This window comes from Niallia sp. FSL R7-0271 (assembly GCF_038005785.1).
Classification (GTDB): Bacteria; Bacillota; Bacilli; order Bacillales; family Cytobacillaceae; genus Niallia.
Genome location: NZ_JBBOTZ010000001.1, coordinates 2,803,727 through 2,829,664, shown reverse-complemented (window position 1 = coordinate 2,829,664; position 25,938 = coordinate 2,803,727). Strand labels below are relative to the sequence as shown.

19 protein-coding genes and 1 other annotated feature are annotated in these 25,938 nt (G+C 39.7%); of the genes, 14 read left to right on the top strand and 5 right to left on the bottom strand.

The annotated features are described in order from the left end of the window. Window positions 1–172 precede the first annotated feature (172 nt). The gene (locus MKX82_RS14520; protein ID WP_445738846.1) at window positions 173–1,780 is read left to right on the top strand and encodes a ribonuclease J; all 1,608 of its coding nucleotides are present in this window, start codon (window positions 173–175) and stop codon (window positions 1,778–1,780) included. Between the two features lie 32 nt (window positions 1,781–1,812). On the opposite strand, the gene MKX82_RS14515 is transcribed toward MKX82_RS14520, so the two are convergent. Further along, window positions 1,813–2,358, bottom strand: a complete 546-nt coding sequence (locus tag MKX82_RS14515; protein WP_445738832.1) for a LiaI-LiaF-like domain-containing protein — start codon at window positions 2,356–2,358, stop codon at window positions 1,813–1,815. Window positions 2,359–2,643: 285 nt separating this feature from the next. On the opposite strand from MKX82_RS14515, the gene hemA reads away from it, so the two are divergent. The 8 genes from hemA to ysxE all read left to right on the top strand — a co-directional run bounded on the left by hemA (window position 2,644) and on the right by ysxE (window position 11,620). Further along, entirely contained in the window at window positions 2,644–3,984 is a 1,341-nt protein-coding gene (gene hemA, locus MKX82_RS14510) for a glutamyl-tRNA reductase (protein WP_233318336.1), read from the top strand. 102 nt (window positions 3,985–4,086) lie between these two features. Further along, window positions 4,087–4,911, top strand: a complete 825-nt coding sequence (locus MKX82_RS14505; RefSeq protein ID WP_233318338.1) for a cytochrome C assembly family protein — start codon at window positions 4,087–4,089, stop codon at window positions 4,909–4,911. A gap of 55 nt (window positions 4,912–4,966) precedes the next feature. Beyond that, on the top strand, window positions 4,967–5,905 hold the full coding sequence (gene hemC, locus MKX82_RS14500; RefSeq protein ID WP_233318339.1) for a hydroxymethylbilane synthase: 939 nt from the start codon (window positions 4,967–4,969) through the stop codon (window positions 5,903–5,905). Next, complete coding sequence (locus MKX82_RS14495) at window positions 5,898–6,656, top strand: uroporphyrinogen-III synthase (RefSeq protein ID WP_251645023.1); 759 nt, start codon at window positions 5,898–5,900, stop codon at window positions 6,654–6,656. The genes hemC and MKX82_RS14495 overlap by 8 nt, the downstream gene beginning before the upstream one ends. A 12-nt stretch (window positions 6,657–6,668) precedes the next feature. Continuing rightward, window positions 6,669–7,646: a porphobilinogen synthase gene (hemB, locus tag MKX82_RS14490; RefSeq protein ID WP_233318341.1), complete on the top strand. Its 978-nt coding sequence runs from the start codon at window positions 6,669–6,671 to the stop codon at window positions 7,644–7,646. A gap of 15 nt (window positions 7,647–7,661) precedes the next feature. Next, window positions 7,662–8,948 carry a glutamate-1-semialdehyde 2,1-aminomutase gene (hemL, locus tag MKX82_RS14485; protein WP_341078011.1) on the top strand — a complete coding sequence of 429 codons (1,287 nt, stop codon included), beginning with the start codon at window positions 7,662–7,664 and terminating at the stop codon, window positions 8,946–8,948. 164 nt (window positions 8,949–9,112) lie between these two features. Next, window positions 9,113–10,474, top strand: a complete 1,362-nt coding sequence (gene spoVID, locus MKX82_RS14480; RefSeq protein WP_341078009.1) for a stage VI sporulation protein D — start codon at window positions 9,113–9,115, stop codon at window positions 10,472–10,474. Window positions 10,475–10,573: 99 nt separating this feature from the next. Then, window positions 10,574–11,620 (top strand): spore coat protein YsxE, encoded by a 1,047-nt coding sequence (gene ysxE / locus MKX82_RS14475; RefSeq protein WP_233318356.1) that lies wholly within the window; start codon window positions 10,574–10,576, stop codon window positions 11,618–11,620. A gap of 11 nt (window positions 11,621–11,631) precedes the next feature. On the opposite strand, the gene MKX82_RS14470 is transcribed toward ysxE, so the two are convergent. Then, window positions 11,632–11,823 carry a hypothetical protein gene (locus tag MKX82_RS14470; RefSeq protein WP_233318357.1) on the bottom strand — a complete coding sequence of 64 codons (192 nt, stop codon included), beginning with the start codon at window positions 11,821–11,823 and terminating at the stop codon, window positions 11,632–11,634. Window positions 11,824–11,998: 175 nt separating this feature from the next. Continuing rightward, window positions 11,999–12,225: a binding site (T-box leader), on the top strand. Between the two features lie 69 nt (window positions 12,226–12,294). Here MKX82_RS14470 and MKX82_RS14465 point away from each other — a divergent pair. The 4 genes from MKX82_RS14465 to MKX82_RS14450 all read left to right on the top strand — a co-directional run bounded on the left by MKX82_RS14465 (window position 12,295) and on the right by MKX82_RS14450 (window position 21,275). After that, window positions 12,295–14,946 (top strand): valine--tRNA ligase, encoded by a 2,652-nt coding sequence (locus tag MKX82_RS14465; RefSeq protein WP_341078005.1) that lies wholly within the window; start codon window positions 12,295–12,297, stop codon window positions 14,944–14,946. 86 nt (window positions 14,947–15,032) lie between these two features. Further along, window positions 15,033–16,340, top strand: coding sequence for a bifunctional folylpolyglutamate synthase/dihydrofolate synthase (locus tag MKX82_RS14460; RefSeq protein WP_341078002.1), 1,308 nt, complete (start codon window positions 15,033–15,035; stop codon window positions 16,338–16,340). Between the two features lie 155 nt (window positions 16,341–16,495). Further along, the gene (locus MKX82_RS14455) at window positions 16,496–18,211 is read left to right on the top strand and encodes a sensor domain-containing diguanylate cyclase (protein ID WP_341078000.1); all 1,716 of its coding nucleotides are present in this window, start codon (window positions 16,496–16,498) and stop codon (window positions 18,209–18,211) included. A gap of 223 nt (window positions 18,212–18,434) precedes the next feature. Further along, window positions 18,435–21,275, top strand: a complete 2,841-nt coding sequence (locus MKX82_RS14450; protein WP_341077998.1) for a vWA domain-containing protein — start codon at window positions 18,435–18,437, stop codon at window positions 21,273–21,275. A gap of 78 nt (window positions 21,276–21,353) precedes the next feature. Here the strand turns inward: MKX82_RS14450 and MKX82_RS14445 are convergent, their stop codons facing one another. From MKX82_RS14445 to MKX82_RS14435, 3 genes are read right to left on the bottom strand one after another with little or no spacing between them, the layout of a single operon-like run. Next, a complete protein-coding gene (locus tag MKX82_RS14445; protein WP_341077997.1) occupies window positions 21,354–23,402 on the bottom strand; it encodes a hypothetical protein in 2,049 nt (682 codons plus the stop codon). Between the two features lie 10 nt (window positions 23,403–23,412). After that, on the bottom strand, window positions 23,413–23,991 hold the full coding sequence (locus MKX82_RS14440; protein WP_341077996.1) for a prepilin-type N-terminal cleavage/methylation domain-containing protein: 579 nt from the start codon (window positions 23,989–23,991) through the stop codon (window positions 23,413–23,415). After that, on the bottom strand, window positions 23,975–24,466 hold the full coding sequence (locus MKX82_RS14435; RefSeq protein ID WP_251644881.1) for a type IV pilus modification PilV family protein: 492 nt from the start codon (window positions 24,464–24,466) through the stop codon (window positions 23,975–23,977). Before MKX82_RS14435 ends, MKX82_RS14440 begins: the two co-directional genes overlap by 17 nt. 155 nt (window positions 24,467–24,621) lie before the next feature. Between MKX82_RS14435 and MKX82_RS14430 the strand changes: the two genes are divergently transcribed. After that, complete coding sequence (locus MKX82_RS14430; protein ID WP_341077993.1) at window positions 24,622–25,923, top strand: hypothetical protein; 1,302 nt, start codon at window positions 24,622–24,624, stop codon at window positions 25,921–25,923. The last annotated feature ends 15 nt before the right edge of the window (window positions 25,924–25,938 follow it).

Sequence of the window (25,938 nt, the reverse complement as noted above, 5' to 3'; positions counted from 1 at the left end):
GACAACGATTTGGCTTTTTTATTTAAGGGAAAATCACCAGAAGGATAATAAAAAGGGCGGAAACAGGAAAAGCTATTAGCAAATCATGGCTTAGTAGGAGGAGTAACTTGTGACAAGTGAGAAACCAATATCCATATTTGCTTTAGGCGGTTTAAATGAAATTGGAAAAAACATGTACGTGCTGGAATATGGGGACACAATCTTAGCAATTGACTGCGGAAACAAATTTCCTGATGAAAGTCTGCTTGGAATCGATTTAATAATCCCTGATATCAGTTATTTAGTAGAAAATAAGGAGAAAGTGAAGGCACTTATTGTCACACATGGACATGAGGATCATATTGGCGGCATTCCATATTTTCTGAAACAATTAAATGTCCCTGTATATGGCACAAAATTTACGCTTGGACTAATTGAACTGAAACTGAAGGAACACGGTTTAGCAGCAGATACAGAATTGATTGAGATAAATAACAGCACACAATTAACATTTGCTGATATTAAAGCAGAGTTTTTCAAGGTAAACCATAGTATTCCTGACTGTGTCGGTATCGTATTCCGCACTCCGCAAGGTAATATTGTGCACACAGGAGACTTTAAGTTTGATTTGACACCTGCAAACAAGGAGTATTCAGATATACATAAAATGGCTCAAATAGGTTCAGAGGGAGTCTTGCTGCTTATATCTGAAAGCACAAACGCTGAAAGGCCAGGTTTGTCACCATCTGAGCATTTAGTAGGCAGCCATATTCTTGAAGCCTTCCGAAAAGCAGAAAGAAAAGTGATTTTGTCAACATTTGCTTCCAATATTAACAGGGTACAGCAAGTTGTGGATGCAGCAATCGATACAAATCGCAAGCTTGCTCTTCTTGGCAGAAGCATGCTTAATGTCGTGGAGGTTGCGATGACTCGTGGCTACTTACAAGTTCCAGAAGGTCTGTTAATCGACCAGGACCAGATTGAACTATTCCCTCCAGAAAAGGTCGCGATACTTTGTACAGGCAGTCAGGGAGAACCATTAGCTGCACTTGCCAGATTATCGACTGGAAATTTTCGGGGAGTTGAAGTGCTTCGCGGTGATACCGTTATTTTTGCTGCCGGTCCAATTCCAGGAAATGAAAGATATGTTTCGCGAATTGTGGACAACTTCTTTGCAATCGGAGCAAATGTAATTTACGGTTCTGGCAGCATGTCTGGCATGCATGTTTCGGGACATGGGTACCAAGAAGATTTAAAGCTTATGCTGACATTGATGAGGCCGCACTATTTCATCCCAATACACGGTGAATACAGAATGCTTAACCAGCACCGTAGCCTTGCTGAATCAGTCGGTGTAGAGGAGGGCAACACTTTTATTATCGGCAATGGTGACGTTGTCGACATTCAAGATAAAAAAGCAAGATTTACAAGAAATGTCCATGCTGGCAACACCTATGTTGATGGTGTTGGTGTAGGGGATGTCGGCGAGGTAGTACTTCGGGACCGCAAGCAGCTTGCTGAGGATGGAATGCTTGTAATCGTGCTGACAATGAGCAAGCATGAGAAAAAGCTGATTGCAGAGCCAGATACTATTTCAAGAGGCTTTGTATACGTACGAGATGCCGAAGATCTCCTTCGGGAGGTAAACCGCCTTATTAAAGAAGCAGTCATGAGCATTGACGCAAGAGGTAAAAATCAATGGGGTGCCATTAAGCAGGAAGTGCGCAAAGCTGCAGGCCAGTATATCTTCCATCAAACGAAAAGAAAACCGATGATCCTGCCGATCATTATTGAAGTATAAAAAAACAGATAGCTTTAGCTATCTGTTTTGCTTTATTTCCGTTTCGAAAGCAGAAAATATCCGCCAATAAGCAGGAATAAAAGCGGTGTAAAGAATTTCAGTGTACTTTCACCGATATGGATGAACGTAATGGAAGCCACTATTTCTTCGTAAAAAAGCAGCAAGCCTGCCAACAGTAGAAACAGCACACCATTTACCAGGCCCGAACCTGCTCTTTGATTGAAGAGAATAAACCCTAACGCGATAATCAATAAAAATGTTCCCGTATCATCCGGCCAAATCGCCAGTTTATTAACAAGGTGAAAGTGAAGGCCAAACCCTGTTAAAATCACCCCAGGCAAGATAGAGCCATGATCCTTGCCTATAAAGCCTTGACATAAAAAGGCAAGGCCAACGATGATTAGCAATGTAGGCCAAGAATAAAAGTCAGGGAATGGAGACATATTTATTTCATTTAGTAAAAAGTATAATCCGAATCCAACTAGCACAACACCAGTAAATAATTTATAAGATTTCATATTTCCTCCGTTTCCAGTAATACAAGCTTGAATACAACCGATATCTTTGTTACTGTACATTGAGTAGATAGTATTAGATAGGCTGTTTTTTGAACAGCAAAAAACAAAAAAAGCTGTTTTAATAGATGATTTTGGCATACACTATTACTAGTAAATACACATAGTATAAAACTGACTTTGCCAATAATACTATATGTTAACATATCAATTCACAATTTGTTCACAATTAAAAGCATATTTCTTGCCCATAATTAGTGTTTTTTTGTTATAATAAGTACATGTTTAGAATTATTATAAATAAAGAATCGATTTTTGGTTGAAATCCTTTGGGGGTGTCATTTACTTATGCATATAGTTGTGGTTGGACTAAATTATAAAACGGCCCCAGTAGAAATTAGAGAACGGTTAACATTTGACTCTTCGAAAATAGGGGAAGCAATGAGTCAGTTGCAAAAGAAAAAAAGCATATTAGAGAATATCATCATTTCTACTTGCAATCGTACAGAAATTTATGCTGTTGTCGACCAATTGCATACTGGTCGTTATTATATAAAAGAATTTTTGTCTGAATGGTTTGAGATTGACCAGTCAGAATTCAGTCCATATATATTTGTATACGAACAGGATGGAGCTATGAACCATCTTTTTCAAGTTGCGTGCGGATTAAATTCTATGGTGGTAGGGGAAACTCAAATTCTTGGGCAAGTGCGTGCAAGTTTTCTAGAAGCCCAATCTATTCAGTCTTCTGGCACAGTCTTTAACCAGTTGTTCAAGCAGGCTATTACGCTTGCGAAAAAGGCTCATACAGAAACAGATATCGGTGCTAATGCAGTTTCTGTCAGCTATGCGGCTGTAGAATTGGCGAAAAAGATTTTCGGAACTTTAGAGAACAAAAATGTACTCATATTAGGTGCGGGGAAGATGGGCGAGCTGGCAATTCAGAACCTGTACAGCAATGGAGCTAAAAACGTGACGGTCATTAACCGCACTTTTGAAAAGGCACAAAGCCTTGCAGACCGGTTTGAAGGTCAGGCGAAGTCATTGAGTGAGCTTCAATGTGCATTGATTGATGCTGACATTCTTATCAGCTCTACTGGTGCAAGCTCGTTTGTCATTACGAAAAGTATGATGAATACAGTGGAAAAGATTCGCAAAGGTAAACCGTTATTTATGGTTGATATTGCTGTTCCTCGTGATTTAGACCCTGCACTAGCAGAGTTGGATAGTGTGTTTTTATATGATATAGATGACTTGGAAGGGATTGTGGAAGCAAACCTTCAAGAACGTCAAAAAGAAGCAGCAAAAATCATGCTTATGATTGAAACAGAAATCGTAGAGTTTAATGAATGGCTTCATTTATTAGGAATCGTTCCAGTGATTTCTGCCCTTCGCGATAAAGCTTTGGCAATCCAGGGAGAAACGATGAAGAGCATTGAAAGAAAACTGCCTCATTTAAGTGACCGTGATAAGAAAGTCTTAAATAAACATACGAAAAGCATCATTAATCAAATGCTGAAGGATCCAATCCTTCATGCGAAAGAACTTGCCTCTTCCGATGATCGGGAAAAGGCGATGGAGCTGTTCGTTAAAATTTTTAATTTAGAGCAGGATGTCCATTCTCAAGCAACAGTTGTGAAGGAAGACAAGAAAACAGTTTCTTCTTTACAGCCAAACTTTCAAGGTTAAAAAATCAACCTGAAAGCTAGATTGTTTATAAGAGTTTTGGCATTATAGTATATGGAAGCAATCTTTACACAAGGCCTTAATTGTTAAAGGGGAAACACATATATGACAGATGCTTATTTGACAAGACTTCATGAATTAACGATTATTCTTTATGCAATATCTGTGCTCTTATACTTTTTTGATTTTATGCATAATAACCAGAAAGCCAATAGAGCAGCTTTCTGGTTACTTTCCGTTGTTTGGCTCCTGCAGACTTCGTTTCTGTTTATTTACATGATGCAGACAAAACGGTTTCCGGTGCTGACTATTATGGAAGGACTGTATTTCTACACATGGGTCTTAGTTTCCTTTTCGCTTTTAATTAACAAGCTGCTGAAAATAGACTTTATTGTCTTTTTTACAAATGTACTTGGGTTTATTATTATGGCCATCCATACGTTTGCGCCGATGAGCGAGGGAACAGAAATGGCCAAGCAAGTTGTTTCAGAGCTGCTTTTTATTCATATTACAGCAGCGTTGCTTGCGTACGGGGGCTTTTCATTATCTTTTATTTTTTCTTTACTGTATTGTGTTCAATATAATCTTTTAAAAAAGAAAGCATGGGGAAAAAGGCTGCGGCGCATTCCCGACTTATCGAGGTTAGAAAACCTCTCCTATTTGTTTAATGTGTTCAGTGTGCCTACATTGCTGATTTCCTTGATACTGGGAATTCAATGGGCAAGTGTTCAAGCGCCAGGGTTTATCTGGTATGATCCGAAAATTCTTGGTTCCTTTTTAGTCCTATTTATTTACGGATGCTGTTTATATATAAGGGTAACGCACAAACTAGTAGGAAAAGGAATTGCTTTCTTTAATATTGCATGTTTTTTAGTATTGTTGATTAACTTCTTTTTAATAGGGAATTTTTCAACGTTTCACTATAAGTGATAAAGCTACATAAGCCGACGAAAAGCGGCTAAAAGTTGAAGCTGGAGGCATACTTATGCGAAAAATTATTGTCGGTTCAAGACGAAGCAAATTAGCGATAACACAAACGAAATGGGTTATTAATCAACTGAAAAGATTAGATCCGTCATATGAATTTGAAATTAAGGAAATGGTTACAAAAGGTGATGTCGTCCTTGATGTTACGTTATCAAAGGTTGGCGGAAAAGGACTGTTTGTCAAAGAAATTGAGCAAGCGATGCTTGATAAGGAAATTGACATCGCAGTGCACAGCATGAAAGATATGCCTGCAGTACTGCCGCCGGGACTTACAATCGGCTGTATTCCAGAAAGAGAGGACCATCGCGACGCGCTTATCTCAAAAGGCCATATTCCATTAAAGGACTTGAAGGAAGGCGCTATTATTGGGACAAGCAGCTTAAGACGCGGTGCCCAGCTGTTAGCTGTAAGACCGGATTTGGAAATCAAATGGATTCGTGGAAATATTGATACAAGATTAAAGAAGCTGGAAACAGAGGAATATGATGCAATTATTCTTGCAGCTGCAGGGTTAGCGAGAATGGGCTGGACAAGCGATGTTGTTACAGAGTTTCTTGATCCAGAAACCTGCTTGCCGGCAGTAGGTCAAGGTGCATTATCTATTGAATGCAGAGAAGATGATAAGGAAGTGCTCGAATTATTAAGCAAGCTATCATCTGAGGAAACGACGAAAACAGTTTATGCTGAAAGAGCCTTCTTAAACAAAATGGATGGCGGCTGCCAAGTTCCGATTGCCGGATTTGCCACAATGGTTAATAACGAGGAGCTGACATTGACAGCCCTTGTTACCTCTCCAGATGGCAAAACGGTCTTTAAAGAGGTACTGACAGGTACAAACCCTGTAGAACTCGGTGAACAGGCTGCAGAAATTCTTACAGAGCGCGGAGCAAAGAAATTAATTGATCGTCTGAAAGAAGAGAATATTATTGATGCTTAAGCCGCTGCACGGCAAAAGCATTCTGGTTCCCCGCGCGAAAAAACAAGCTACTGAACTTTCTGCAACAATTAAGCAATTGGGAGGCGCGCCTGTCGAGATACCGTTACTTGCCTTTCGCAGCCTCCCATTAGCTAGTAATATGCAAGCAAAGCTTAAAGAAGGCGTTTATGATTGGCTAGTATTTACAAGCAGCAATGGAGTGAACGCTTTTTTTTCAACAATGGAGCTTAAAGACTCTTTATATAAGATTGCGGTAATTGGGGATAAAACAGCCGAAACATTAGCCAAATATGGCCATAAGGCTGCTTTTATTCCGTCCTCGTTTGTTGCTGAAACATTTGCTCAGGAATTCGCAAAGGAAGTAGCAAAAAATGAACAGGTTCTTATTATAAAGGGCAGCTTAGCAAGAAACGTTCTTTACAAAAGCCTCTGTGCGGCAGGGATTGCGGCAGAGGAAGCAATCATTTATGAAACTTACTTTCCAAAGGAGAGCGAGACTCTATTAGTAGAGGCTTTAAAGAAGAGAAGTTTGGATGTTCTTTTGTTTACAAGTTCATCCACAGTGGAATATTTTATGGATGTAGTCCATACATACAACCTTTACGATTATATAAAGGACTGCATCATCGGATGCATAGGTCCGATAACAAAGAAAAAACTAGCTGATAATGGAATAAATGTTCACATTTTTCCCGACAATTTTACAGTAGACAGCATGCTGGAGCAATTAGTTCAATATTTAACAGAATAGGGGAGAACAAACATGTCATTACAATTTAAACGTCACCGCAGACTTCGTCAATCTGCAAGTATGAGAGCCTTAGTAAGGGAAACGCATGTTCATGTAGATGATTTGATTTATCCAATTTTCATTGCTGAGGGTGAAAACATTAAGCGGGAAATCTCATCAATGCCAGGTATCTATAACCTGTCGATTGACCGCTTGAAAGAGGAAATGGACGAGGTGCAAAGCCTTGGCATTAAATCAGTGCTTTTGTTTGGAATACCGTTAGAAAAGGATGAATGCGGAACACAGGCATTTCATGATCACGGTATCGTGCAAGAAGGAATTCGGTTTATTAAGAGTAACTATCCGGAGATTGTTATCATCGCGGATACTTGTCTTTGTGAATATACAAGTCATGGACATTGCGGCATTGTCGAGAGCGGCCGTGTCTTGAATGATGAATCATTAGAGTTGCTTGTGAAAACAGCTGTAAGCCAGGCTGAAGCAGGTGCAGACATTATCGCTCCTTCCAATATGATGGACGGCTTTGTCGCTGCGATTCGCAAAGGTCTTGATGAAGCAGGTTATTTAGATACACCAATCATGTCATACGGAGTGAAATATTCATCTGCATTCTACGGACCATTCAGAGAAGCAGCTGACAGCACTCCGCAATTTGGTGACCGAAAAGCATATCAAATGGATCCTGCTAACCGTATGGAAGCTTTGAGAGAAGCTGAATCAGATGTGGAAGAAGGCGCGGATTTCATGATTGTTAAGCCTGGTATGCCATATTTGGATATTGTCCGTGATATGAAAAACACGTTGAAAATGCCAATCGTGATTTATAATGTAAGTGGAGAATACAGCATGGTTAAAGCTGCAGCACAAAATGGCTGGATAGATGAAGAAAGAATCGTGATGGAAATGATGGTAAGCATGAAGCGTGCAGGTGCAGATTTAATTATGACTTATTTTGCGAAAGATGTTGCTCGCTGGTTGAAAGAACAATAAGAAAAGAGGGATAGCATGCGTTCATATGAAAAGTCAGAGAAAGCATACAAAGAAGCAGTCGAATTAATGCCAGGCGGGGTAAACAGCCCTGTTCGTGCCTTTAAATCTGTGAAGCGGAATCCTGTGTTTATGAACTCAGGAAAAGGCTCAAAAATTTACGATATTGATGGCAATGAATACATTGACTATGTTCTGTCATGGGGTCCCCTTATCTTAGGGCATGCCAATGATCAGGTAGTCGAAGGAATAAAAAAAGTTGCAGAGCAGGGGACAAGCTTTGGAGCACCAACTTTAATCGAGACTGAGCTTGCTAAGCTAGTTAAGGAAAGAGTGCCAAGCATTGAAATCATCCGCATGGTATCCTCAGGAACTGAGGCGACAATGAGTGCAATCAGGCTGGCTAGAGGCTATACTGGCCGAAATAAAATCATCAAGTTTGAGGGCTGCTACCACGGCCATGGCGACTCTCTTTTAATTAAAGCAGGTTCAGGAGTTGCAACACTAGGCTTGCCAGACAGCCCAGGCGTTCCAGAAGGAGTTGCAGCAAACACTATTACAGTAGCCTACAATGACCTAGAAAGCATTAAGTATGCCTTCGAAACCTTTGGAGATGACATCGCCGGCATCATCGTAGAGCCAGTAGCTGGTAATATGGGCGTAGTGCCTCCTAAGGATGGCTTCCTGCAAGGGCTGCGTGAAATAACAGAACAATACGGCGCATTGCTGATTTTTGATGAGGTTATGACAGGCTTCCGTGTAGACTATGGCTGTGCCCAAGGCTATTTCGGTATTACGCCTGATCTTACTTGCCTTGGCAAGGTTATTGGCGGAGGACTCCCAGTTGGCGCGTACGGCGGAAAAGCAGAAATCATGAATCAAGTTGCTCCAAGCGGACCGATTTATCAAGCAGGTACATTATCAGGTAATCCGCTGGCAATGACAGCAGGCTACGAGACATTGTCCCAATTGACGCCTGAAAGCTATAAAGATTTCATTCTTAAAGCAGATAAGCTTGAAGCAGGCCTAAAGGCTGCGGCTGAAAAATACGAGATTCCATTTACAGTTAATCGTGCCGGTTCTATGATTGGCTTCTTCTTCACAAACGAAGAGGTAGTTGATTATGAAAGTGCGAAAACTTCCAATCTAGATTACTTTGCTGCATTTTATAATGAAATGCTCGAGCAAGGTGTATTCCTGCCGCCATCTCAGTTTGAAGGTTTGTTCCTATCAACTGCTTTAAGCGAGGAAGATATTGACCACACAATAAAAGCAGCAGAAATTGCTTTTTCTAAGTTGAAATAATTTATCCATAAAAATCCAAAGTGCTATTGCAGGCGCTTTGGATTTTTTTGTTTTTAAATTCATAGACTTTCTATACAAAGAAATATTCATAAAAGGGCATTTCTGTTCATAAATTGTAATTGACATAGTGATTATACGTGAAAGGAATGAAGGGAGGAGTCGCTTTGTCTCAAGAAAATTCGTCTATCTTACGGTTTTCGTTGGAAGAGTCAGTCTGGTTTCAAAAAGGACAGGAAGTAGAGGATCTGCTGTCTATTTCACTAGACCCGAATATAACCATCCAAGAAAACGATCAGTATATTACCATTCAAGGATCATTAGAATTGACAGGTGAATACAATCGAACACAGACAAATCAGCTAGAAGAAGAGGAGGTATTTAAGGCTCCTAAGTTAGTTCATTCCGTTTTGGAGAGGGAAGAAGGAGTTAATGAGTTTCTTCATCATTTCCCTGTCGACATTACGATTCCATTCTCACGCGTTCGCAGCATCGAAGATATTGAAGTTGAAATTGAAACATTTGATTATGTCTTCCCAGAAAGAAGCTGTCTGAATCTTACAGCAGAATTATCTATTGCAGGCTTAACGAATGAAGAGCAAGCCTCAGAAGAGGAAACTGAGGAGGATGAATGGACTTCCCATTATCCGGCAAGAGAAGAGAGCACAGAGGCAGAGCAGATATTTGTTCAACAGGAAAATAATCAAGAGGATGAACTAGAAGCATTAACAAGGGGCTACGAACAAAGGCAGCAGCCTGAAGAAATCGAGCTTTCTGCAGGCTCTAGCAGAGAAGATGTAAACTTTGGGGCTGAAGAGATTGAGAATGAGCCTGTGTTTAGGGACAGTGAAGAGGAATTAGAACCTGTTAAAATTGAAGTACAGCCGTTTCAAAGAATCAGTCCATTGATGGAAGAGGAAGAACGGATTTCCGCTGAGTCTGGTCTGGAGGAATATGAGCCGTTTGAATTGGAAGTCCGCAAAGCACCTTCGCAAAAGGACGATGATTGGGAAGAGGACACGACGACAGATGTACCTTTATTCGCTGAGGCTGAAGTATTAGAAGAGCCTCCAGCAGCTGTTGTTGAACCTGTTGCAGACCATAAACCTGAAGTAAAGGTTTCCTTGTTTAGATCAGAAGAGACATTCCCTGCAGAGGATGTTTTCGATAAGCCTGTTCCAGAATCTTCTGAGCAAAAGCTTGATGAATCAACAGCAGAATTCTCAGAACACGATAAGGATGAATCTGAAGAGTCCTCTTCTGAGAATGATAATGGACCGAAGAAGAAAAAAGGAATTTTCTCGAAAAAGAAATCATTGACCTTTACAGAGTTCTTCGCCCGTAAGGAAGAAGAAACACATACAAAGGTAAAGGTAGTTATTGTTCAGCAGGGAGATACGATTGAGAAGCTAAGTGAACGTTATAATGTTAATGTTCATAACCTGCTGAAGGAAAACCACCTTGAGGTCAATCAGGATGTTGTAGAAGGGCAAGTTTTATATATCCCAGGTAAAATTGCTGAAAAGTAAGTTTTGTAGGTGCACATAAAAGGGTAAAGCGGGCCCCGAATCAACATGTAAGGAGATGTTAGTCAATCTCTTTTTCCTAATAAGAAAGTGTGGGCGCATATGAGTGAAAAAAACACGATTAAAAAATATACACCCATTTTAGAGCCATACGGAGTGGAGCCGCATTTTGTGGAGGAGTTCGGCAGAATCGTGAAAATTTATTCCAGCAAAGGCACATTTGCACTAAAAACGATTGATCCCCATAAAGGCTCTGATTTTATCCGGCACGTTCGGACATTGTACCAAAAAGGATATAACAGAATTGTGCCGATTTATCCGACAGTCGATGGAAGGTATGCAGTCTTGTATGAGCATAAGCTCTATTATTTAATGCCGTGGCTTCCGAACGAAGAGCGGGAGAATTATTTCAAGAAGCATCAGCAAATGTTCAGGGAGCTCGCAAGACTGCATGTCCTATCCTCTAAGGAAGTGAAAATTGAAAAGGAAGATCGGGAAGAGCATTATGAAAATACGCTATTGGAGCTGGAAAAGGAACAAGAATTTTTGGATGGCTATATTGAAGAGTGTGAAAACACAGAATATATGTCACCGTTCCAATGGATGTTCTGCATGTATTACCATGATGTGAGGCAAGCGCTGAAATATTCGGAAACGAAGCTGAAGGAATGGTATGAAGAGACAAAGGATGATGAGAAGGCAAGGGTATCGATCATTCATGGGAAAATCTCGCCAGAACATTTTTTATATGACGAGAAAGGGTATGGGTATTTCACTAACTTTGAAAATGCCAAGTTTGGCTCTCCAAGCCATGACCTGCTTCCGTTTATTGCTAGGTCTCTGAAAACCACTCCGAAGCAGAATAATGATTGCTTAGAATGGATTTATACTTATTTCAATTATTATCCGCTCAAGTCGGATGAGATGCTGCTTTTTTTGAGCTATTTAGCACATCCTGGACCTGTAATCCGCATATGTGAAAAATACCATAAAAGCGATAAGAAAAAGAATGAGCGCAAATATGCGCAAAGCTTATTGAAGCAATACTGGCTGCTGAAAAATACCGAATATATTGTCATGCGTATTGACGAAATGGAGCGGGAAAAAAAAGCGCAGCAGGAAGCACAAAAAGAGACCCAAGATTCTTAACATCTTGGGTCTTAAATAATTTCCAGATAAATAGACAAAGCCAGCACGATTAAAAGAGATAAAAACAGCACATCAAAGGTTGTCGGTAAAAGCATTGTTCTGACAGCCTGAAAGATGCAAAAAGGTATAATAAAACGGGCACATGCATTGCGGACGCCTTTAAGCCATGGTGGATATGTGTAGGGATTAAACTTCTTTTTCAAGGAACACAAACCTCCTTTTTTAACCTTACTATCAATATATGGCGCGGTTAACCTGTTAAGTACTGCAAATTAACTATGCTGTGCTTTTAAGGCCAGTATGTATAAATTTTAAAAAATAAGGTTATCCTTATTGACGAAAATAACTTTTATTCGGTATTATCTATATAAATAAATAAAAAAGGCAATGACAGGGAGTAGTACAATGCCAGTTGTTTTTTAGAGAGGAAATCACATGCTGAAAGATTTCCATTCAACACATTGGAAGGTAGCCCTCGAGCTTCTTTTGCGAACGGGAAAGCTTATTAGTGAAAGACGGACAGCATCCGATATCATCTTTGAAAGAGCCAATATTTTTATATTGGAAAAAAGGTGGTACCGCGAAAAACTCCCTTCGTCCTTTTATGACGAAGGGAGTTTTTTATTTGCCAAAATGTAAGTATTGAAAAAATTCTCACAAGGAGGATAATGGGTATGGAAACAAACGAGTTATCAATGCCGACTAAATACGATCCCCAATCCATCGAAAAGGGACGCTATGACTGGTGGCTGAAAGGTAAATTTTTCGAGGCAAAGTCAGATGAGGGAAAACAGCCATATACAATCGTGATTCCGCCTCCAAACGTAACAGGGAAGCTGCATTTAGGTCATGCTTGGGATACAACTTTACAAGACATCTTAACAAGAATGAAAAGAATGCAAGGCTATGATGTTCTATGGCTGCCTGGAATGGACCATGCAGGGATTGCCACACAAGCAAAGGTGGAAGAAAAACTGCGTGCAAACAATATCAGCAGATATGATCTAGGAAGAGAAAAGTTTGTTGAAGAGACATGGAAGTGGAAAGAAGAATATGCAAGTCATATTCGTGAACAGTGGTCAAAGCTTGGACTTGGATTAGACTATTCAAGGGAACGCTTCACTCTTGATGAAGGGCTGTCAAAAGCGGTGCGTGAAGTATTCGTTTCTCTTTATAACAAAGGTTTAATCTACCGTGGTGAATATATCATTAACTGGGACCCGGCAACAAAAACGGCTCTGTCAGATATTGAGGTAATCTACAAGGATGTACAAGGTGCATTCTATCATATGAGATATCCGCTTGCTGACGGCTCCGGCTATATTGAAGTTGCTACTACTCGTCCGGAAACGATGCTTGGTGATTCTGGTGTTGCTGTACATCCAAAGGATGAAAGATACCAGCATTTAATCGGAAAAACAGTAATTCTGCCGATCGTTGGAAGAGAAATTCCGATTGTGGCAGATGATTATGTAGAAATGGACTTCGGTTCTGGCGCTGTTAAAATGACACCAGCACATGACCCGAATGACTTTGAAGTAGGTAACCGTCATAATCTAGAACGCATCCTTGTAATGAATGAGGATGGAACGATGAATGAACGTGCCGGTAAATATGAAGGCATGGATCGCTTTGAATGCCGCAAGCAAATCGTTAAAGATCTTGAGGAGCAAGGTGTTCTGTTTAAAATTGAAGAGCATATGCATTCAGTTGGACATTCTGAGCGCAGCGGCGCAGTTGTTGAGCCATACTTGTCCACACAATGGTTCGTTAAGATGCAGCCATTAGCAGATGCAGCTGTTGCTTTGCAAAACAACGAAGAAGAGAAAGTACAATTTGTGCCGAACCGCTTCGAAAACACTTATTTACACTGGATGGAAAACATCCGCGACTGGTGTATTTCTCGTCAGCTGTGGTGGGGTCATCGCATTCCAGCTTGGTATCATAAAGAAACAGGCGAAGTGTATGTAAACCACGAGGCTCCAAGTGACATTGAAAACTGGGAGCAAGATACAGATGTTTTAGACACTTGGTTCAGCTCTGCCTTATGGCCGTTCTCTACATTGGATTGGCCTGACACAGATGCTCCTGACTTTAAGCGTTATTATCCGACAGCTGCACTTGTTACTGGCTATGACATCATTTTCTTCTGGGTTTCCCGCATGATTTTCCAAGGGCTTGAGTTCACTGGCGAAAGACCGTTTAATGATGTATTAATCCATGGACTTGTTCGTGACGAGCAAGGCAGAAAAATGAGTAAATCATTGGGTAACGGTGTTGATCCGATGGATGTTATCGCACAATATGGTGCTGATTCCCTGCGTTACTTCTTGTCAACAGGCAGCTCGCCAGGCCAAGACTTACGCTTCAGCATGGAAAAGGTAGAATCGACTTGGAATTTCGCCAACAAGATTTGGAATGCATCCCGTTTTGCTTTAATGAACATGAACGGCTTAACATATGAAGAAATTGACTTGTCTGGAGAAAAATCTGTTGCAGACAAATGGATTTTAACACGTCTTAACGAAACAATCGAAACAGTGACACGTCTGTCTGACCGCTATGAATTTGGTGAAGTAGGACGCATCCTTTACAACTTCATCTGGGATGATTTCTGTGACTGGTATATCGAGATGGCGAAGCTGCCGCTTTATGGCGAAGACGAAGCTGCTAAGCTGACAACACGTTCTATTCTTGCATATGTATTGGATAATACAATGAGATTGTTGCATCCTTTCATGCCATTTATTACAGAAGAAATCTGGCAGAACTTGCCGCATGCAGGTGAGTCTATTACAACTGCAGCATGGCCGGAGGTAAATCCAGCATTTACAGATAATAAAGCTGCTAACGATATGAAGCTGCTTGTAGAAATTATCCGTTCAGTAAGAAACAGCCGTGCGGAAGTAAATACACCAATGAGCAAGAAGATTAAAATCCTCTTGAAAGCACAAGATGATACAATCAAAGCTACATTGGAAGACAACAAAGCATATATTGAGCGTTTCTGTAATCCAGAAGAGTTGGAAATCACAACAGATATTGCTATTCCTGATAAAGCGATGACTTCTGTTATTACAGGTGTGGAAATTATTCTGCCACTTGAAGGCCTCATCAATATGGAGGAAGAAATTGCCCGTCTTACTAAAGAGCTTGAGAAATGGACGAAAGAAGTAGACCGAGTTCAGAAGAAGCTAAGCAATCAAGGGTTTGTAAGCAAAGCACCAGAGAAAGTCATCAATGAAGAAAAAGCAAAAGAGCAAGACTATCTGCAAAAAAGAGCAACAGTAGAAGCTCGAATTAAAGAACTTAAGGGCGATGCTTAAAACCTCCCTTTTAAACTAAGACGAACCCTATCCTACATAGGGTTCGTCTTCCCTATTTAAAGATAAACCAAGAAGAGGTGGAAATTATGTTCCAGACATATGAAGAGGCATTAAAGTGGATACATGGACGGCTTAGGCTCGGAATTAAGCCTGGGCTCACTAGAATGAACATCATGATGGAGAAGCTTGGTTTTCCAGAGAAAAAGATTAAAGCTGTTCATGTGGGCGGCACAAATGGCAAAGGCTCAACGGTCGCCTATTTGCGCAATATAATGGAAAGTGCCGGGTTAACAGTTGGAACCTTTACTTCCCCATATATTGAACAATTTAATGAAAGAATCAGCATCAATGGCGTGCCGATTGCCGACGAAGAAATTAAGGAGCTTGCTAATATTCTTTATCCGATAGTTATGGAAATGGATAAAGACGAATTAGGCGGACCGACAGAATTCGAGATTATTACAGCAATGTCTCTTTATTATTTTGCATTTGTCCATCCACCAGATGTTGTTCTGTATGAAGTCGGCTTAGGTGGTCGTTTTGATTCTACTAATATCATTACACCTCTCTTATCTGTCATCACAAGTATCGGTCTTGACCATACTGCTATTTTAGGAGAAACATACAGCGAAATTGCGTTTGAAAAAGCTGGGATTATTAAAGAGAACACACCGGTAATTGCTGCAGTCAAGCAACAGGAATCAGAGGAAGTAATTGTACGCAGAGCTAAAGAGGAAAACGCTCCTTACTATTTATTAGGCAAACATTTTGTGGTGGAAGATTATCAATCGAATGAAGATGGAGAGGTTTTCACCTTTAAAACAGCAGCAACAAAACTTCTACATTTGCAGATTGGCATGCTAGGAGAGCATCAAGCAGAAAATGCTGCTCTTGCCGTTATGGCTGCATTGCTTCTTAAAGACAGCTTACACTTGAGTGAAGAAGATATCAGAACAGGATTGCTTCAAGCACGGTGGGCAGGCAGATTGGAGATTCTCTCTAAACACCCGTATGTGCTTGTAGACGGTGCACATAATCAGGAAGGTGTTGAGGCGTTAGTTGATGTCTTAGAAACAAGATACAAAGATAAAAAGAAGAGTGTTTTGTTTGCTGCATTATCTGATAAGAAAACAGATAAAATGATTGAAAAGTTAGGACAAGCAGCTTCTGACATCACCTTCACAAGCTTTGACTTTCCCCGCGCAGCAGCAGCTGAAGCGCTGTTTAGAGAAAGCAGTCATTCAAATAAACGCTTTACTGATGATTGGAAAAAATTAATTACAGAAAAACTCGAAAGACTTCATGAAGATGAGCTGCTGGTCATCACTGGCTCCTTGTATTTCTTGTCAAATGTGCTTGCCTTTTGGAAAGAACGAAATTTAGGAGGAAAGTAACAGAATTTTTTACAAATTTTTATATATTTTTGCAATAAAAAAATATAGTATAATACTAATAGGTAAAAAGTTTGAAATTTCGTAATATGAAATAATAGCCTGTTCAAGGCCAAATAGGCAATGCATCTTTTTAGAAAAGAAATTAGGTGGAGCATTTGGTTAAATCATCTACTAAAAAAATAATATGGGCAATTTGGATAGTGCTTATCCCTATTGGCTTATTGCTGACATATCACTTCTATCCACCAGACATTACGGGGGAATATGGTGATGTCCTTGCGTTTTTAATATTTATGGCAATCGTTGCAAGCATGCCAATGATGATTAATGGAACTCCTGTTTTCTTCCTGCAGTGGGCAACGATCTCCGTTTTCTTGATATTTGGTTTATTTATCGAGACAGTGCTTGTGCAAATAGCATTGTTCACCTTAATGCTGCAGATGCGTCTCGATAAAAAATCATTATTCCGGCTGCCGATGAATTCAGCAATGTTCTTTCTCGTTTCTGTATTGAGCGGAATTATATACTACAGTCTTGGCGGAAGCCATGGAGCGGACCTTCTGTTCCACTTTGACTCTTTTATGCTCATTCTTTTTTATCCTTTTATTTATTTTGTTCTGAATGCGCTTTTCATTTTTTGCATTGACCGTCTAGTATATAAAAGAAAAGTAAATTTTCTCACGAAGGATGTTTTGTGGGAGTTTTTCACTACGCTTATTACATATCCTGTCGGCTTCGCGCTGTATATTATGTACTTGGATATTGGGTTAATGGCTCTCGTTTTGATAGGAATTCCTTTCATCTGCCTGTCTGTTGTATTGAGACTGTATCATTCAAGCCAATCAATCAATGACTATTTGAAAAAAATTGCCGAAATTGGACATCAGCTGTCACAAGCCTTATTTGTAAAGGAAACAATCAATTTGTTTATCGACAGCATATTTGAATTGATGAAGGTTGATGTTGTGTATGTGGATCAAGTAAACAGCAAAAATGAGCTAGAGTCGATTGCCAGGGTAGAGAAGCAGAAGAAGCTCCCGATTTTTTCCGATGTACTGAAGGAAAATGAGGGAATTATTGGCCGAGTACTTGCCGCAAAAAAACCAGCTGTCTATCATAGGCGCAAAGATTGGGAAGAGCTTAACAAAGGCTTTATGCCCGATTATATTGAAAGTGTGCTGTGCATGCCAATCATCAAAAACAATGGTGTGATTGGTATCTTGCTGCTAGGAAGTGTGCAAAAAAAGGCATTCGCGCATACAAAGCTGATGATATTGGATCTGTTATGCACCCAGTTTGCAGTTGCTCTTGATAATGCGCGATACTTTGAAAAAACGAAAGAAAAGAGTGAGCGCTGTGCGCTGACAAAGCTATACAATTACCGTTATTTCGAAAAGCACTTAACAGCAAAATTTACAGAGATGAACAATAATGTTATTAACAATTTAACTGTCATTATGCTTGATATTGACCATTTTAAGTCAATTAATGATACGTATGGTCATCAAGCAGGAAATGAAATATTAAAAGAGTTTGCAGACAGAGTCTCAAAGCTTATTGATAAACACGGAGTGGTAGCGAGATACGGGGGAGAAGAGTTTGTGATTCTCCTTGAAAATACGGAAATCGAGGAAGCACAGGAGCTTGCAGAATTTTTAAGAAAAATGATTGAAACCCGGCCGTTTTTCATCAAACAAAATATAGATGAAAAACAAAAAGAATTGCAGGTAAGCATCACAGCATCACTGGGACTTGCATGTGCTCCTGAACAAGCTGATGAAGCAATGGCGCTGATAAGGCATGCTGACAGAGCCCTGTATGTTGGGGCGAAGCGGGCAGGCAGGAATCGCGTCGCTTGTTATATGAAATAGTTCATAAAGTGCAAAGGAACTTCTATTGATTTAGCAGTTTCTTTTTTTTTTGCAAAGATTTAGTAACACGGAGAAACATGCTGAAAAAATAGGGGGAAAGGACGATAACACAAGAGGCTAGAGCGTAATATATTCCCAGCAGAAAAGACTATCCTAGTTCAAAAGTCCTTGATATAATGAAGATATTATACTAGTTTAACAGTAGTAAGAACGGAGTGGGGAAATGAGGAGAGCGTTACGTTTCAGTAAGTTTATTATATTGTCAATACTGTCATTGCTGTTGATACCCTTCCAAGCAAATGCGGCTGCATCAGCGCCGACAGTTAATTTTACAGTGACACCATCTCAAAGTGTTATCGTTAAACCGGCAAACAGTTCGGCACAGGGAAGTTTAGATATTCGTTTAACTCCTGAGGGGAAGGCAACAAATGCAAATCGTTCTCCAATAGATGTTGCATTTGTTTTTGATAAATCAGGCTCCATGGATGAGCTAGGCAAAAGCCCGTATAAGTTTTTGAGTGCAAAAAATGCCATGGCTGAAGCGGCGGCTTTCTTTAGCCAAGATCCTAATAAAAATGACAGGTTTTCTCTTATTCCTTTTTCTACAGATGTGGAAACAGATAAGGTTGTAAGTTTTCCGGTTGTGTCCACGCCAACGACAGATAATGTGAGAACAAACCTGCAGACTATTAACAACCGAGTGAAGGAGCTTTCTGCCGTTGGCGGAACAAACTATACACAATCCTTCCAAAAAGCAAGGAGCATGTTAACAACTGGAACAAGCCAAGCGAAGAAGTATATCATCTTTATGACAGATGGAGAGCCGACATCTTCTAAAAACGTAGAGACATTTACTGATAGAGTTTGTCAATCTAAGTACTTCTGCTATGACAAAAAAGTGCAGGATACAGTAACATACACTGTTTATACAAATAATACAGCGACTGCTGTCCGTTCTAATGGGACAGTTGTTTCCAACAGCTTAAAAACAGTGCAAACAGCCATTAAATCATATGTTGATGAAGAGGTCGACGAACTTGCTGCCAATAACATTAAGCTGTATTCCGTCGGCTTTGGGACAAATAGTGAAGTAGATATGAGCTATTTAAGTAAGTTATCAGAGAAGACTGGTGTGACAGCACAGCAGGCTTCAACAGATACTATTGCGAAAATATTTGAAGATATATCACAGAAGGTATCCACACCAACTATCACGGCTACTGTTAAAATTAATATTGCTAAGTTTGGGGATACTGTTAAACTTGCAGACAATGCCAATGCTACATTGGATTCTTCAGGAAATATAATCATTAAAAAGGACATATTGTTCCCAATCAATCAAAATGTTACGACTCCGATTGATGTGTCACTGCCTTTGACATTCAGTCAAAAAGGGACATATAATTTTGATAATATTAAGCTTGAATATACCGATCTAGATGGAAAGCTTCAGGAGAAATCAACCTCTGCAACGATTGTTGTTAAAGATGATGCACCTGCCGGCTTCCAGTCCTCTATGACATTGTCAAAAGTAGTGAATGACTTAAATAATTTAGTCAAAACTAGCAATTCGAATGACAGAACAAATTATTTTAATGTCAATTATTCTTTAAAGCCTATTAATTTAGTGAACAGCACTGTCAGCGGCAAATTACAGAATTTAGTTATTGAACAGCCATTGCCAGCTGGGATTACGGTTATTCCTAAGGATAATGTGAAGGTAGAGTCAAGGAATGGTAAAAACTATGCAGTGATGTCATTAAGTGATGTGGCAAACTACGCAAAAGGCAGCTTTACGCCCTCAGAAATTACGGCTTCCTTGCCGCTGAAAGTAGATTGGGCGGTCACTAATATGACGATGCCAATCGCCAATTTATATTTTACTGATTCTCGTTTTTCATACAGCAGTCAAACAACGATTCCAGCATCATCGCAAATGATTAATATGAAGGTACAGTTAAAAGAAAACACAGCGAATGTATACACAGGTGATGCTGCAGGAACGATTGAAAAGAGAGATCAGGCAACAAATACGAAAATAGCAAGCACTGCTGATTTCAAGGAAGATTATGGACTTGAAAATAAGCCTGTGAAAGATATGGTTTTTAAAGAAGGGACGAACAATCAGGCAATAGAAATCACGTATAATGATGACAGTAAAGCCTATCTGTATTTCACGCCAGATTATGATTTGACCGGAAAGTCTACAGGCGATAAATATGGAAGTGGCGAAACAGCATCAGAAACGGTAGAGGCAAGGCTTGTCCAGAAAGTTGCAGGAGATGCTGTTGTCTACTCCTATAAAGTGGACAATGGCAAGGAGACAACAGGTTGGATTAAATTTAATCCAACTGAAGCAATCATAATAGACAAGACAGGCAAGAATACGATTCACGTTAAGGCTGAAGGTGGTTTTGCTAACAGCCAGGAAATCACAAAGACAATTACAATACAAGATAAAGTACAATCTATTTCGGTTGCGCCTAACCCTATAAATATTATCGTAGGAAGCACGACTGACTTCACTGTTACCTTTAACCCGGAAAATGCCACAAACAAAGACTTGGATATTAAACTTGCTGACACATCAATAGCTAGTATCCTTGATGGAAAGTACAGCATTTACGGAAATAAGGCAGGGGAAACAGAGCTGATTGTGAAGACAAAAGACGGTTCTAATCTTGAGGTAAGAATTCCGGTGACAGTTACGGACCCGTATATTGCCCTTGATGAAATTAAATTCACGAAACCAGCCTACCAAGTGGAGGTTGGGGAAGAGCTGCCAGTAACAGATAACTTAATCTTCAACCCAAGCAACGCAACAGACAAAGATATTATTAGTGTTGTAGCAGATCAGCCAGATAAAGTAGAAGTCATTCATAAAGATGGCGAATACTACTTGAAAGGGAAAGAAGTCGGTTATTCAAATGTGACAGCAACTGCAGAAGAACAAAGAGATAGCACAAGTCCAAGTGCATCCACCTTGATTGAAGTTGTGGAGGATACTAGTACAGACGATGGTGATAACGGCGGTTCTGGAAACAGCACGGACGGTAAATGGTAATAAGGAAGGGATGCTAAATGTAAGCATCCCTTTTTTTGTAGAATTAAAAAGGGTGCCAGATAGGGCACCCTTGAATGGTTATTGAATAACAAAATCATCAGGAATAATCTGCAAGCGGTCAACTATCGGCAATGCATCTATTCCTTGCAATAATACGTCTTGGTCATAATCAACAATGAATCTGGACATGTAACCTTCTGTTGACCCAGGAACATTTTCGATTGCTTTAAATGAGCGGTTCGCTCTGATCGCATTGATTTCAAGAGAACCTCTGGCAAATATGCCTCCTTTAATATAAAACAACGAACCTACTCCATATAATTCTGCATCCCTTTCTGTATAGAAAAATGCTTGTAATGGCTTGATATTCATTTCCTCGATTGGCAAGTACGGATAGCTCGGCTCATTCATGTCAGCATAATTGTTAAATTCATTCATCCTTGTAATCGTAAGCCTGTCTTTTGAAAGCAGTATCAGCTGCCCTTCCGTTGCGTTACCTAAAGTATTTGTGTATGGCATGCCAATAATATTAACGTTGGAGATAAAGCTGTCTGCATTCGAATAAACAACAGAATTAAAGCGCACAATGTCATTTTCTTGTTCAGATTCCCCTGTTTCATCGCCCTTGACTGTAAAAGAACCAAGATTGATAATATTACTGTTTAAATCCATTTCTGTATTAAGGGGGCGAATGCTGAGTGTTGTTCCTGAAAAGATATCGCCATTCAGCTTCACTCCGTTTGCTGTGTTAACCGTTTTGTCAGCACTGGACTCTATTACGATTTTTCCGGCAGCCACCATGTCTTGCGCAACTGTGACACTGCCGTCAAAGTTAATAAGATGAAGATTGCCCGCTGTCTTGACAGCTTGAAGGGATATATCCTTATTGCTGACAACATATAAATCACCATTAACGATAAGATCTTTGTTAAATGTAATTGGATAGTTGCTGCTGTTTATAACAACATCTCCATTAACTTGTACTGTATTATTAAATTGAATTGGACCAGTTTTACTGTCAATCGTGAAACCGCCCTCCAGCTCCTCAAGGGAGTCTCCTAGCACAGATTGAGGGACTTGCTGTGTTTCTGTCTTTGCAATCTCACTTTCGGTAACATTTGTAGTCACCTTAGAGCTTATTTCCTGCTTTAATACACTTGGAAGATACTTTATATCCTCTGTTGTTGAAACAGTTGCTGCTAAGTTGTTATTTCCAAGGATTGTGTTAATTCGGTCTCTGAGTGTTTTATCAAACTCAATATTGATAAATTGACTATCATGCTTAAGATCAGGTACATCTTCCTGATAGAAATTGCTTTCCTTCAGTAGCGGAAGTATATGCGCTCCTGTGCTGTAGAAGTCACCATTAACTGATGGCGGGAGAGAATGTACTGTTCTTGCGCCTCCTTGCCGGTCTTGATATTTTGCATCATCTGATATCGTCAGATAATTAGCAAAGGCATTTCCGTTAATATTAGAAGAACCATTCAAGAAAAGTCCGCCTTTATCATCTTCTGAAGCTGACCCTGCAGCATACTTAAGGAAGCTTGGAAGTGGGGACAGAATGATCTTTTTCTTCAACGTACGCGTGACATCTCCCTCATTTTCATTCGGGTTGTTCGTTACAAGCACAATCTCCAGCACTCTTGTGTAATCATCATCTCTGTTAATGGAATAAGAGCTTGTATTTTCCAACGTTGCAGCCTCACATTGGTTTTGTGCCGAAGTAGGCTGGATAGATAGAATGTCGTTGGTATTGCTTAAGTCTTGTATGCTTAAACATTTAATAGAGTCATCGTAATTGGTATTTTCAAGGATATGGTCAAGACTGGGAACGAGCACTCTATTTTGCAGATTTCCTTCAAATGATGCATTTACTCGGTAAGTGCCATCTGTTCTTTTCACCATATCTAAATTTAATGTATTCAGCCTTGCCGCAATTTCAGATGTAATTTCCTCGAGCACCTTTTTGCTCTCAAACGTTACGGTGATGTCCGATTCCCTTGTTTCCACTCGTTTTGCTCCACTGATGGAAGATGCCACAATGGCAAGACCAATCGTCGTGAATACAATCGACACTAAAAGGACTGTAAGGAGGGCATTTCCTTGTTCATTCAGTTTCTTCATATAATACTCCTTAAAAGCCAAATCGACTTTCTAATGTTAGTGGCCGTTCTATTCTGGCATTTTGAATGGTGAAATCCACTGCAATAATGCCGTGTAAACATTTGTTGTTATCATTTCTATCGGTATCACTGCACATTAAATTAATAGTGGATGCACTGTAATCGCCGTTTCCTTCCAGTGTATTTCCATCAATGGAAACAGACTGAATTTCTTTGCCACCTACTGTTTTTTCTACAAATTCAATCGATCGTGTTTCTGTGTTCTCTTCATCAATTTCTTCTTTACTGTAGGAGTAAAAGGTTGAATTCTCTTTTTCATTTTCGTTAATAGCTGTCTGCTCTGAATTAACAAGGACGATTTTGTCGCCATCTTGTGTGACATAATCAAACGGAATGCTGTTAAAGGAATTCATCATCACAGACACCGCATAATCAGCATCATCACGGAGCTGCCCTTCTACTTGTATCTTATTGTACAGATTAATACCTGTATGAAAGACACCATATATAACAGGCAGCACGATAGCTGTTATCGCAATCACTGCAAGAACCTCAACCAAGGTCAGTCCTTTTTCATCTAAGATCTTCACTTTTAATTGCCCCTTCCATTGAAGTTGTGTAGTCATGCTGCTTCACCGTCCAAGCCACTTCAACAGTTAAGGGAATGAAATAAGCTGTATTGTTTTCATCCAGCGAAGGAACAATAGTAACATTGTAGGCTACATTATTTATGGTGATTGGCTCACAACCCTGTATCTCATCATTCCAAAATACTTGATAGGAATTATCACAAATTCTTAATGTACCTTCTGTGGCCGGATTTTTTTCCAGCCTGTCTCTTAGCGCAATAAACGAGTTATTGCCTGAAGACTGTTCCATATACGTTAAAGCGTTTCTAGCAACATTAATGGCAGCAGTCTTTTTTTGGTTCGAGTTTGTAAAAGAATAAGCTTGATTAAAAAAGTTCATTATACCTAATAAAATTAGACTGAGTATAGTAAGGGAAACGAGAACCTCAATCAAAGTTAAGCCTTTATTACTAGATAGAACTTTAAAAAATTTCATATATTCCCCTGCTTTCAAAATTACTAATCTTATTATACAATATTTATTAGTCGTAAATTGACTAAAAAAGTCGAAAAAGAGTGCTAAAGTATTGGAAAAATAGAAAAAAATGTCGTTTTTTTAGGGAATTAGATATCGTTATAAGGAGGTGTGCCATGATATCGTATGTTCTAGCTCTTTTCTCCCTAATTTTGATTGTGCCAATTGTGTATTTTCTCCCATTAGGGTTTACGAAAAAGGGCAAATGGTGGATTATTGGTGCTGCACTGCTTACATCTGTATGCGGGTTATTGACACAGCGATTGTTTGCATGGTGGCAAACAGTGCTTTTAATGCTTTTATTTTTAATTATATTTACTTATATCTTCATTAAAAAATCCCCAGAAATGATGTTTGAAGCAGAGGAAGAAATGGATGAAGAAGATTATGACTGGGAAATGGCTACAGCTCAGCAGGTGACACAGCGAAATAGCACATGGGATATCAAAAGCGAAAAGCTGCCTGCAGCAGCTGAAGTTAAAGAAGTCGAGCCAGTTTTAACAGCTGAAAAAGCAAATGATGAGGAAGATATTATTATTCCGGCAGTTTCTGTCGAGGAAGAATTTATGAAAAGTGATTTTTCTGCGAAAGAAGATGTTAACAATTCAGCTGTTGCGGACGAAATAATCATAGGGGAATTAGAGGATGCAGAGGAAATTCCAGCAATGGAAGGTCTCACATCGCCAACTGAAAATGCGGTAGCAGAACATTCAGCTGAAAGCTTTTCTTATATGGAGGAGCTGGAAATGCTGATGAACTCTGATGAAAATGAAACACAGCAAGAAAATAAGCAGAGCAAAACAGCAGCCGAGTTTGCTGATTTTGATATGTCTTTACTAGAAGATGCAGATCAAGCAGCGGCAAGTGTAGAGGATGACCAAGATGCCGTAACACCGGCTGCTAATGATGAGAGCTTAAAAGAACAAGAAGTGGATGATTTTGTTATAAACCCTGACTTGTTGGAACGAGAAGAAGTCGACACTGTAGCAGAAGATTTGCTGCCAGACATTCTAGCCCATAAAGAACCGTTATTAGAACTAAGCACAGAAAAAATCAGCGAAGAAGAAAATATTAAAGAAGAAAGTATGGAAGAAGTCGACGTCATAGAAGACGAAGTGACAGTTAAAGACAATAGAGTGGCGCATCAGGTTATCAATAATACGTTAATGCAGCTTGACCTGATGAAGAACAGCCTCAGCAGAGAGGAATATGAAGCAATCCTGCTGAAATGCCTAACAGAGACATTGCCATTACATGAATACTTTGCTCTGTCTAATTTACTGATCGAGCATTATGTTCAGCATAACGAAAGTTCCAAGCTGCGGTCATTGTTTGTTCAATTGCAAACTAAATACCAACTTGAACCAATCATCTTAGAACAGCTTAGCTTCATGGAGAAGAATTACTTAAATAATTAAATATGTGAATAAGGT